Source organism: Haloarchaeobius pelagicus (assembly GCF_051207375.1).
In the GTDB taxonomy this organism is placed as follows: domain Archaea; phylum Halobacteriota; class Halobacteria; order Halobacteriales; family Natrialbaceae; genus Haloarchaeobius.
In genome coordinates, this window is the sequence record NZ_JBPJZD010000001.1 from 505,954 (window position 1) to 517,760 (window position 11,807).

Genomic DNA, 11,807 nt, shown 5'->3' on the forward strand with positions numbered 1-11,807 from the left:
AGCTCGCCAATCGAACGCCAGTCGCAGAACCTATCTCAGAAACGCCGCAGCCGCCGGAATCGGCGGTGTGACATTCGCAGCCCCGGCCGCTGCCCGGCGAACGTCGGTCGCTCCGACCGTGACTGAACAGACCGTCTACAACGTCGTCGACGAAGGTGCGGACCCGACCGGAACCGAACCGGTCGACGACGTCCTGAACCGACTCAAGGGCAACAACGTCACGCTCGAGTTCCCCTCGGGTCGCTACGCCCTGTACCGGCTGAAGCTCAGCTACCTGGAGAACTTCACCATGCGCGGGCTGAGCGACGACGTTGTCCTCGTCCCGACCGACGATTACTACCGGGAGTGGTGGATCGCCGGCCACTCGATGCGGAACGTCACCTTCGAGAACTTCGTCCTCGACCACACCGCCGAGAACGTTGGCCCCGAACTCTCCTTCGGCTGCTACGACGGACTCGTCGTCAGGAACGTCACGAAACTCGGCTACCACGACACCGACAGCACCGCGTTCGGTTGCCGGATCTACGAATCGACCGGGAGCGGGCTCGTCGAGAACCTGGTGATGAACGACGGGAGTATCCCGGTCAAACCGGTGGGGTTCTACACGGACACGACCGGGAAGCTGACCGTCCGAAACTGCCAGATAGCGGGGTTCGGGAACAACGGGCTGTACGCCTCGACCGGGTCGGGCCCCGTCTGCGTCGAAGGTGGCATCTTCAGGAACAACGACCGGACGCAGGTCCGACTCGGTGGGCCCGGGAGCTACGTCAAAGACGCCGAGATCATCGTCGACACCGACCCGGACAGTTCGGTCGACGGGTGGACACACAACTACCGCGGCATCCGCGTCTCCGACAACCCGGGCCCGGTCCTCGTCGAGAACTGTGACATCAAGCTGCTTCGCGGTCGTGGCTTCGGTGCCATCGTCAACGCGTTCGACGGCGGCTCCCTCACCGTCCGGGACACCCGCATCTACGTCTCCGACGAGTACCTGATGTACTGGAGCGACCACACCGGTCCCGCCGTCTTCGTCGACTACCCCTCGGACTGGGAGCAGTCCGGCCAGGGTGGTGAGCGCCTGTTCGAGAACGTCTCCATCACCGGTGACGGGCAGGCCGACGGCGAGTACCCGGTCGTCCTGCTGTTCCGGGGCAACAGCACCTTCCGGAACTGCTGTCTCCACCAGACGGGCATCGACCGCGCTGGCTTCGAGACCTGGGACCACCAGACGCTGGAACTCGCCACTCTCCCGGACCCGACCTACGTCGCGGATTCGACGGTCGACGTGCCCGGCGAGGTCGCCCGCGGGAGCGTCGAACTCTCCAACATCACGACCGAAGGCACCTGTCCGCTCCCCAGCGGGCTCGGGGACAGCGCCGGGCCGACGTTCGATGCTGGCCCGACCGCGACCGACACGGTCGACGACGACGGGACGACCGGTGACTTCGCCGTCGATGCCGGTGATACGGTCAGGCTCGAAGCGACCGTCTCGGACGCCAGTGGGGTTGGGTCGGTCGTAGCCGACGCGAGTTCCTTCGGCGGGCCAGGCTCCCTCGACATGGTCGACGACGGGAGCGGGACCTACACCGGCGAGTTCGTCGTCGGCGCGACGAGTTCGGTCACGGTCTTGGTCGGTGAGAGCGCCACCATCCCCGTGACGGCGACCGACGCGTCAGCCGGCGCGAACACGACGACCGCACAGACCAACGCGTTGACCGTCGAGGACAACAGCGGGGGCACCGTCGACCCCACCGTCAGCATCGGTCGGGTCTGGAACGAGAACACGAGGAACCCCCACGCGCAACTGCGCGTCGAGTACTCCGCGGAGAACGCGGCGTTCGTCGAACTGACCGTGACGCGGGACGACACGGGCGAGACGAAGAGTTGGACCGACACGACCCCCGGGAGCGGCCAGACCGAGACGAGTCCGTCCGACGTCTTCGACTTCCACAAGGGCCAGGGCAGCTCGTACACGGTGACGGCCAGCACCGACGGCAGTGGCAGCGACACCGTCACCTTCCAGTCGTAGCCCTCGACACTCGATGGCCACGGTTGACCCACCCCCGAAATCGGTCGCGGGCTGTGTGGGTGACTGTGACACGTATATATAAAATGTGTCCGTTTGAAGCCATCGAGGTTTGCTCCCGGTGACCGTACTGTTCTTCGAGACGACATGACAGATTCTCCCCGCACTTCCGAACGACCGACTGCGATGAGCCGTCGCGACTATCTCCGTGCCGCGGCCGTCACCGGCATCGCTAGTGTTTCCCTCACGGGGACGGGCGCAGCCACACGGTCCAGTACCAGCGCGACCGCGACGGAGCCGACCGTCTACAACGTGGTCGAAGAGGGTGCCGACCCGACAGGTCAGGAACCCATCGACCCGGTCCTCGGCCGCCTCGAACACGACGATGCCGTCCTGGAGTTCCCCGATGGCCGGTACCAGATCCAGGACTTCAACATGTACGGGCGCGAGAACTTCACATTGCGCGGCACCGGCGAGAACGTCGTCCTGGTGCCGAGTCCGGACTACAACCGCGACTACTGGCTCACCGGCTGGCACATGCGGAACTTCACCTTCGAGAACTTCACCATCGACAACACCGCGACCGACTGCGGCCCCATCATCTCCTTTGGCTGCTACGACGGGCTCCTCGTCCGGAACGTCACGAAGGTCGGCTACCACGACACCGACAACACCGCGTTCGGCTTCTACATCCACGACACCACCGGCTCCGGCCTCGTCGAGAACCTCGTCATGCGCGACGGCTCCATCCCGGTCGCGCCGGTCGGCGTCTACACCGCCTCCACCGGCAAGCTTGTCTTCCGGAACTGCGAGATAGAAGGCTTCGGCAACAACGGGCTGTACGCCTCGACCGGCACCGGCCCCATCGGCGTCGAAGGCGGCGTGTTCAAGAACAACGACCGGACCCAGGTCAGGCTCGGTGCACCCGGGAGCTACGTCAAAGACGCCGAGATCGTCGTCGACACCAGCCCGGACAGCTCCCGGACGGACTGGACGCCCAACTACCGCGGTATCCGCATCTCGGACAACCCGGGACCGGTGACCGTCGAGAACTGCGACATCAAGCTGCTCCGGGGCCGCGGCTTCGGTGGCATCGTCACCGCGTTCGACGGCGGCTCCGTCACCGTCCGTGACACCCGCATCCACGTCGGTGAGGACTACTGGATGTACTGGAGCGACCACACGGCCCCCGCGGTGTTCGCCGACGAAGCGACCGACCTGACGCAGTCGGGTGGCGGCGGTGAGCGCCTCTTCGAGAACGTCTCCATCACCGGTAGCGGCGAGGCGGACGGCGAGTATCCCGTCGTCCTCCTGAAGCGTGGCAACAACACCTTCCGGAACTGCTGTCTCCAGCAGACGGGGACGGACCGCTCGGGCTTCGAGACCTGGAACAGCGACCACCTCCCCGCCGACCTCGGCGACCCGACCACCGTCACGGACTCGACGGTCAACGTCCCCGGCGAGCTCTCCAAGGGGAACGTTACCCTCGACAACATCGCGACGGGCGGCACCTGCCCGGTCCCCGCCGGCGTCGAGCCGATTCCGGACTCGAGCATCGACGCGCACGTCCCCCTCGACGAGGTGCCGCTCCCGGCGAACGCGAGCCGCCTGACGTACCCGACGATGGGCACCTCGTCCGAGAACCCGACCCTGCGAGTGTACGGGAACTTCGTCTACCCGAACACGAGGGAGTTCGTCTTCGGCAACCTCCGGCACATCATCGACGAGTTCGTCGTCACCGGTCGCCTGAACGTCGAGTTCCGGTCCGTCGCCTACCCCGACGGCCACTACCTCAACAGCGTCGAGGGTGAGGAGCGACTCGCCAAGCTGGCTGTCGGCGTCTGGGACGTCAACAACTGGGAGAACTACTGGGGCGTCTTCGAGTACCTGTTCGCGAACCAGGGCCAGCTCTCCTGGCAGACCTGGGACGAGGCGTCCTCGATGCTCCAGGACGCGGGTGTCGAGCGCGTCTACGGCTGGATCCCCTCGCTCGTCACCGACGGCGAGTACGACGACGAGGTGTACGCGTCACGGGTACAGGCCGCCGAGGACGGTATCATGTACGTCCCACAGCTCGTCCTGAACGGCGAACTGGCCGGGGCGAACTGGGACACCGACAAGCTCCTGGGGTGGCTGGACCGGCGCGTCTGAGCGGGAGCCGAAACGGCGCGTCTGAGCAGCTGAGCAGGGGCCGAAACGGGCCTCGCCACCGTGAGCCCGGTGGTGGTGTGCGTCTCGCGGAGCGTTCCGTGTGCCATGTTACCATCTTTGTTCCGCCCGTCCCCGGGGCCACTTAAACGCTGTCCTGCTGAAGTATCGAAGCGATGGGATTCCCCGCAGTAGCTGTAGTCGATGAAACAGACGAATTCCACCTCCCCTGACCTTCTCTCGCGGCGGAACTTCCTGCGTGGCACAGCAGCGCTCGGCATCGGTGCGGCCTTCCTCGGTACCTCGGCGGCCTCGGCGAGCGCTTCGTCTGGTCCCACCCGAACGTCCTACGACATCCTCGAAGGGACCTACTACGAGACGACCGTCTACGAGTACGACTCCGGAGTCTCCGGCCCGACCACGATGGTCGTGGGCGGCATCCACGGCGACGAGAAATCCGGCTACCTCGCGGCCGACCAGATCGCCGAGTGGTCCGTCACGACGGGCAAACTCGTCGTCATGCCCCGCGCGAACGTCGACGCCATCGCCCGGGACCTCCGTCCCTACGACAACGACCTCAACCGACAGTTCCCGCCGACCGGCGGTACCTGCCTCTCGTCGCTCGCCCGTAACATCTGGAACGTCGTCGAGGCCGTCGACCCCGACTGGATGTTCGACCTCCACAGCTCGCGTGGCATCTACGAGTCCGGCGACGGCGGCGTCGGCCAGGCACTGTTCCCGACCTGGACCGACCCGGCGCGGTCGTACGGTGAGCAGACGGTCGCCGCCCTCAACGACCGCTTCGGGCTCTCGGGCGACGTAGCCTACCGGATGGGCAACACGCTCGACGCCGACAACCCGATGCTCATGCACCGGGTCGCGGGCATGCTCGACCGCCCCGGCTTCATCTGCGAGACGACCGAGAAGATGCCCCTCGACGAGCAGACCCAGTGGCACCTGTTCACCGTCGAGCACGTGATGGCCCAGTACGGCCACGTCCGCGGGACCCCGGAGACGTCCACGCGCTCGACGGTCGACTTCCACGCCGGAACCCACACCTTCGACGACTACTGGCAGTCGTTCGAGTTCGACCGGTCGCTCTCGTACCCGGTCATCGTCGCCCCCTCGCTCTCGTACGCCGGGCCGGACCCGGCACACCCGCGCATCACCGACGACGACAGCAACGGCGCGACGGGCCGCATCGAGGAATGGGCCTACCTGAACGACCGCCACTACCAGGAGTCCGCGGGCGTGCTGGCGTTCCCCGCGAACACCGTCACCCGGTCCGACGACGGGAAGCGCATCCAGGCGAGTCGCCAGAACGTCGGCACGTCCTGGGAGTACGTCGAGTTCGAAGAACCGTTCGAGGCGACGCCGGTCGTCCTGGCCGCACCCCAGAGTGACTGGCACGACACCCCGGTCATCGCTCGCGTCCGCAACGTCACCCGCTACGGCTTCGACGTGCGGCTCCACACCGAGGAAGGTGGCCGTGACCTCTCGTGGTCCGAGCAAGAGCGCGTGGGCTGGGTGGCGCTCGAAGAGGGTCGTGGGACCCTGAACGGTCGCAACTACGAGGTCGGCACGAGACGCATGGACGAGGAGTGGCGATGGATCGACTTCGCCGGCTCCTACGAGAACCCGGTGTTCCTCGCCGCGCCGACGACCTACGCGGGGTGGAACCCCGTCACCGTCCGATACGAGGACCTCTCGGGGTCGCGTGTGAAGGCGTTCCTGCAGGAGGAGACGAGCGGCGACGCCGAGACCGGTCACCCCGCCGAGACGGTCGGCTACTTCGTCATCGACGGGTGAGGCGGACCTGCGCGGTCGACGATGGCGCGTCGACGCTGTTCTGATTCTCGCCGCCACCGTCGTTGGCGTCGGGGTCTTCCCCGACACACATCGTCACCTCACCGTTCGCGTACAGCATGCTTCGCTCCGGGCCACAGACGTCGTGCTTCTGGACGGGTATCAGCCCGGACCGGTCGCCGACGCGGAAGATGGGCGCACCCTCGGTGTGGTAGTCACGGTACACCACCACGTCGTTGATCGTCTCGCTGGTGTTCGGGTTCACGAACAGCATCGTCGCCCGTTCGTTCACCTCCGTTCTGCGGTACACCTCGGTGTAGGGCGAGTCGGTATACACCGGCTGGTCACCCGAGACCATGTTGCCGGTGCTCCGCATCCCCGTGAGTTCGGCCTGGTTGTAGCCGAAACGGGGCTGGTCGCTGTCGAACACCGGCGCGTCGAGCGTCGCGTCGGTCGAGACGAACATCGCGCCCGGGTAGCCCACCGCGAACAACAGGAACACCATCGTGGCGACCTTCGGGTTCAGGTTCTTCGCGGCGTAGCCAAGCCCGAGTGCGCCGAGGATGGCCATCGGGAGGTACATGAACGCGAACCAGCGCCCGGGCAGGAACAGCCCGACACCCATGATGGGCAAGAACAGCGCGAACAGGATCATCACCGTCACGACGAAGATGAGCAACAGTCGCGCCAGCGAGGTCCGGTCGCTCTTGAGCGCGTACAGACAGCCGAGGACGGTGATGCCGAGCAGGAGCATGAACCCGAGCACGTCGATGTACGGGATGAACTGGTCGACGATGGAGGGCGTCTGCTCGCCGATGCTCCCACCACCCGAACCGGGCGTCGACTGCAGGTTGAACAGCCCGGCGGACTCCACCAGCGTCGAGCGGAGCTTCGCGATCATCACCTCTGTGAACGTCTCACCGCGGTACGGCGTCAGGCTCCAGACGAGCGTGAGCAGCCCGGTCTGGAACACGAGAAGCCCGGAGAGCTCGCGGGTGCTCACGTCGGGATAGAGCAGGTCGCTGGTGACGAAGTACTGGACCACGGTCGCGGTGCCGATGGTCACCAGCATGATGAACGCCGACACCTGGTGGGACAGGCTCAGGCCGACGATGAAGAACACCAGCAGGCCCATGTCCCGCGGGTCGCGGTCGTTCAACACCCGGATGAAGTAGTAGAAGCCGGCGACGAACAGGATGACCCCGAGACTCGTCGGGACGAGGTGGATGCTCCACTTGATGACGTGGTCGCTGAAGGCGAACAGAGCCGTGGCGGCGAGCGCCCAGCGGACAGGGACGAACGACCGCCCGGCCACGTAGACCAGTGGCAGCGTCAACACCATCGCCGCACCCATCGAGAGGTAGAGCGCGGACTCGAGCGCCGTCCCGGCCATGAGCGAGGTCGCGACCACCAGCAGGTGGTACAGGGGTGACGCGTAGTACTTCGCGCCGCGGGACGCGTGCTCGCGCATGACCGAGAGACTGCCCGTCTCGCGGAGGTCGACCGCGAGCTTGGTGATGTGCGTCCAGATGTCGATGCCGATGAACCCGGCACTCGTGAAGTGGGCGGTGAACCGGATCGCGGCCGCGAGCGCGAGCACCTGGACGAGCACCAGGCCGGGCACGAGGTCCTCGTCGGCCGCGAAGAACACCTGGAGGAACACCGAGACCGCGCCGAGCGCGGTGACGGCGTGGAACACCGGTGAGCGCTCGCCGGACAGCGTGGCGACGACGAGCGCCACGGCGATACCGAGGAAGGTCACGGCTGGTGTGAGTCTGGCGACCGGTGTCGGGAGCGTCGGCAGACTGTGGCCGAGCCCGCTCCTGCGACCGTGGGTGTTCTTCGACGCTCGCCACGCGAAGAGGTAGAGGATGCAGGCCGTCGCCAGCACCAGCGGGAGCGTCTCGGCGAACAGGTGCGAGAGGACGAAGCGGAGCGGGAACAGCAAGACTGCGAGCAGCAACCCGATGATCGCGACGTCGCGGTCGAACGGGCGGTCGTGTATCCAATCGGCGACTCGACTCCCCACAGACGGCGTACTCATTGTCTGGCCCAACAGGACGTGCCCTCATTGTTATCAGCCGATTAAGGCCGGAGACCGGCTGAACCGGTGGTTTACGCGCTCCGAAACAGTCTCGAACGGTCACAAATGGTGCAAATGCCGCAACGAACGCAACGGCCTCGCGGATTGAAGTACGATACCCGATGTCTGTTGGGGTGATGTCTAAGCGGATGACGAACAATGGGAGCGTGGATCGACGAACGGTTCTGACACTTCTCGGTGGGGTCGCTGGCGGGACCGCGATCTCTGGCACTGTCGCTGCCAACGATGACGACTACGGGAACGTGGTCGACATCGTCGAGGCAGGGGCGGACCCGACGGGAGAGGAACCGATAGACGACGTGTTCGGGGCGGTCGAGGACGACGATACCCTCATCGAGTTCCCGAACGGTCGGTACAAGATAAACCAGCTCAATCTCTACGGTCGCGCTAACCTCGCACTGCGTGGTGTCGGCGACGACGTGACGCTCGTGGCCGACGAGAACCACGGTGACGACTACTGGATCGCCGGGTCCAGTACGCGCGACCTCGTCTTCGAGAACTTCACCCTGGACCACACCGCAGACGGAGTCGACCCGTCGGTCGAGTTCGGCAGTCACGACGGGCTCGTCGTCAGGAACGTGGTGAAGAAGGGGTCACAGGACGGCCACAATACGGCCTTCGGCTTCCGGACGTACCACGACTGGAGCGAGACGGTCGTCGAGAACCTCCAGCTCCCGGACGGGAGCGACCCCGTCGGCCCCGTCGGCATCTGGGTGGATGGCGATGGGACGACGACGTTCCGTGACTGTCGCGTGGAGGACTACGGGAACAACGGGCTGTACGCGTCGTGGTCGAACGGCGCGGTCCAGGTCGAAGGTGGCGTGTTCAAGAACAACGACCGGGCACAGGTCCGACTCGGGAGTGCGGGGAGCTACGTCAACGAGGCCGACATCGTGGTCGACGACCCCTCGGGTGACGACCCCTGCACCGGCGTGCGTATCTCCGACGGACTCGGCCCCGTCACCGTCTCGAACTGTGATATCTCGATGACCGGCGGTCGCGGAAGCGGTGGCGTGGTCTGTGCCGAAGACGGTGGCCACTTCGTGGTGAAGGACTCGCGAATCCACATCGGTGCGGACTACACGGCCAACAAGTCCGGCGGCACGCGAACGTCACCCGGCGTGTTCGTCGACGACGCCCCGGACGCACAGGACCTCGACCACGATATCGTCGGGACCGCCATCACCGGCGGCGGCGACTACTACCCGGCCGTCCTCGGCAAGCGAGACGACGTCAACGTGAAACAGTGCTGTATCGACTGGGAGGGCCCGGACGGCATCTGGTTCCAGGACACGACGGCGAACGACATCCGGGACACGAACATCACGGTCAGCGGGGAGGAGTTCGTCGGCGACGCGGAGGTCTCCGGCCTCACGACCGGTGACTCGTGCCCGCTCCCCGACTTCGGTGACGGCGGTGGCAGCAGCGGTGACGACCGGTCCAGCGGCCTCGCGGACGCCCCGATTCCGCCGAACGCCAGCCGGCTGCCGTACCCGACGATGGGGACCGACGCCGACAACCCGACGCTGACCGTCTACGGGGACTTCGTCTACCCGAACACGCGAGAGTTCGCGTTCGACAACCTCCCCGCCATCCTCGAGGAGTTCGTCGAACCCGGCCATCTCAACGTGGAGTTCCGTTCCATCGCCTATCCCGACGACCACTACCTCAACTCCGTCGAGGGCGAGGAACACCTCGCACAGCTCGCCCTCGGTGCCTGGGACAAGGACTGGCAGAACTACTGGGAGGCGTTCGAGTACCTCTTCGAGCACCAGAGCGAGTTCGACTGGCAGTCCTGGTCCGCGGCCAGCGACCTCCTGCAGACCGCCGGGGTCGAGGACGTCTACGGCTGGATTCCGCTTCTCGCCGCGGACGACGAGTACGCCGACGAACTCTTCGAGTCGCGGGCCGACGCGGCCGACGCCGACCTCGAGTACGTCCCACAGATCGAGTTCGAGGGCGACCTCGCGGGTGCGAACTGGGACACCGGCCACCTGCTCCGCTGGATCAGCAACCGCATCTGAGGGCTCGTTTCGCGACTATCCCGCGATTAATTCACCTGTAAGGACCGTTTCGAACGGCGGATTCGCCGCTCACCGAACCGGGCGGTCCGCCCGATTTGACGGGTTTCGATACCGTCTCGCAACCGTTCACGTCTCGGGCTCGAACCGCCCCATGTGTCGTGTTGACGCTCCAGACGCCGAGAAACCGTCCCTCACCCCTTATCTTGACTATAATATTACGGGTGTCAGGTCTACACCGAATCGATGGTCGAAGACAGAACGAGACGCCGAACCCTGAAGGCCCTCGGTTTGAGTGCAGTGACCGGACTCGCAGGGTGTATGAACACTGGCGAACAGAACACGACAGGAACGACCAACACGACCAGTTCCTCGTCGGCCACGCCGACCGGGACCGCCACCGCCCGCGAGCGGACGGACACGACTGACTCCGACGGGCAAGGTGAGAAACCCGAAGACGTCGTCGACGACTTCGAGGACCTCTCCACGTGGACCGTCAAGAACGGGAAGCTCACCGCGATGAAGGAAGGCTCCTACAAGGGGAGCCAGTCGGCCGTCATCACGCGGCAGGACGGCGAGCCCGTCATCGAGCGTGAGATCGAGACCGGCGTCGGCGGGTCGAACCTCTCCGTGGCTATCAACCTCGACGCCAGCAATCACGCCGTCTTGCAGGTAACCCTCCTCAACGGCAACAACCAGAACTCGGTGCAGTACGCCGAGTCCATCCGCTCGTCCACGGGCGGGTTCTGGCAGCGGCTCGACCTCGGCGCGACCGGGGTCACGGGGCTGCCCAACCTGAAGAACATCACCAAGATCCGCATCCGCGTCAAGGGTGCCGGGAGCGGCGGGAAGATCCGCATCGACGACCTCCGAAAGGTCCCCTCCCCCGACAAGGGCTACGTCGCGCTCGTGTTCGACGACGCGCAGCGCTCGGACTACACGAAGGCCTTCCAGACGCTGAAGCAGTACGACATCCCGGCGACCTCCGCCCTCGTCACGAACCACGTCGGCGACGACGGGTTCCTCAACATGAAGCAGATCGAGGAGATGAAGGCGGCGGGCTGGGAGTTCGCCTCGCAGACGGCGAGCCACGCCAACATGCTCAACGCCTCGCGGCTGCAGGCCGAACGGGAGGTCGTCGGCTCGAAGGATTGGCTCCTCGACCACGGTTTCGAGAAGGGTGCCAAGAGCTTCACCTACCCGTACGGTCTCTACAACGAGCAGATCACGGACTTCGTCAGCAAGCACTACGAGATGGGCTTCGGGTTCTTCAGCACCCGGAACGCGGCCTCCGGGTACATCACCGACCCGATGACCATCTCGCGTGGTGACGGCCGACACATCGAGCAGGCGAAGTCGATGGTCGACCTGGCGCACCTCTACAACGACCTCGAGGTCATCACCTTCCACGGTATCGACCGCAAAGGCGAACTGGACGTCACGGGCGACCAGTTCGAGGACTTCGTCTCCTACCTCGACAACAGCAACGTCGAACCGATCACCCTCTCACAGATCCCCAACAAGTTCAAGCCAGAAGACGGGTGGTAACCCACAGGTCGGTTGTTGGTTCGTTTCGGCGCGGTTCTCTCACGCGTGATTCGGTCGCGGTGTCGTCTCTTTTCGTCGTGATTCGTCGACAGTAACGGTCGTCCGCATCGATAGCGACGCACCGGGGCCCGACCCCGGCATCGAGCGAGTCACC

General features: G+C 65.5%; 6 protein-coding genes. 5 read left to right on the top strand and 1 reads right to left on the bottom strand.

The window, feature by feature from the left end:
- Window positions 1–118 precede the first annotated feature (118 nt).
- The 3 genes from ACSC1S_RS02695 (at window position 119) to ACSC1S_RS02705 (ending at window position 5,983) form a co-directional block, all read left to right on the top strand.
- A complete protein-coding gene (locus ACSC1S_RS02695; RefSeq protein WP_435363045.1) occupies window positions 119–2,029 on the top strand; it encodes a right-handed parallel beta-helix repeat-containing protein in 1,911 nt (636 codons plus the stop codon).
- Window positions 2,030–2,212: 183 nt separating this feature from the next.
- Complete coding sequence (locus tag ACSC1S_RS02700) at window positions 2,213–4,177, top strand: hypothetical protein (RefSeq protein WP_435363046.1); 1,965 nt, start codon at window positions 2,213–2,215, stop codon at window positions 4,175–4,177.
- A gap of 201 nt (window positions 4,178–4,378) precedes the next feature.
- The gene (locus ACSC1S_RS02705) at window positions 4,379–5,983 is read left to right on the top strand and encodes a hypothetical protein (RefSeq protein WP_435363047.1); all 1,605 of its coding nucleotides are present in this window, start codon (window positions 4,379–4,381) and stop codon (window positions 5,981–5,983) included.
- Here the strand turns inward: ACSC1S_RS02705 and ACSC1S_RS02710 are convergent.
- A complete protein-coding gene (locus ACSC1S_RS02710) occupies window positions 5,970–8,024 on the bottom strand; it encodes a hypothetical protein (protein ID WP_435363048.1) in 2,055 nt (684 codons plus the stop codon). The two genes, ACSC1S_RS02705 and ACSC1S_RS02710, sit on opposite strands and share 14 nt — an antisense overlap.
- Window positions 8,025–8,230: 206 nt before the next feature.
- Here ACSC1S_RS02710 and ACSC1S_RS02715 point away from each other — a divergent pair, with 206 nt between their 5' ends.
- On the top strand, window positions 8,231–10,108 hold the full coding sequence (locus tag ACSC1S_RS02715; RefSeq protein WP_435363049.1) for a right-handed parallel beta-helix repeat-containing protein: 1,878 nt from the start codon (window positions 8,231–8,233) through the stop codon (window positions 10,106–10,108).
- A gap of 318 nt (window positions 10,109–10,426) precedes the next feature.
- On the top strand, window positions 10,427–11,653 hold the full coding sequence (locus ACSC1S_RS02720) for a polysaccharide deacetylase family protein (protein ID WP_435363050.1): 1,227 nt from the start codon (window positions 10,427–10,429) through the stop codon (window positions 11,651–11,653).
- Window positions 11,654–11,807: the final 154 nt, after the last annotated feature.

What these genes read in the sequence shown, in the direction of transcription:
- ACSC1S_RS02720 (WP_435363050.1), top strand. Translation starts at nt 10,427, where the DNA reads ATGAACACTGGCGAACAGAACACGACAGGAACGACCAACACGACCAGT.
- ACSC1S_RS02705 (WP_435363047.1), top strand. Translation starts at nt 4,379, where the DNA reads ATGAAACAGACGAATTCCACCTCCCCTGACCTTCTCTCGCGGCGGAAC.
- ACSC1S_RS02700 (WP_435363046.1), top strand. Translation starts at nt 2,213, where the DNA reads ATGAGCCGTCGCGACTATCTCCGTGCCGCGGCCGTCACCGGCATCGCT.
- ACSC1S_RS02710 (WP_435363048.1), bottom strand. Translation starts at nt 8,024, where the DNA reads ATGAGTACGCCGTCTGTGGGGAGTCGAGTCGCCGATTGGATACACGAC.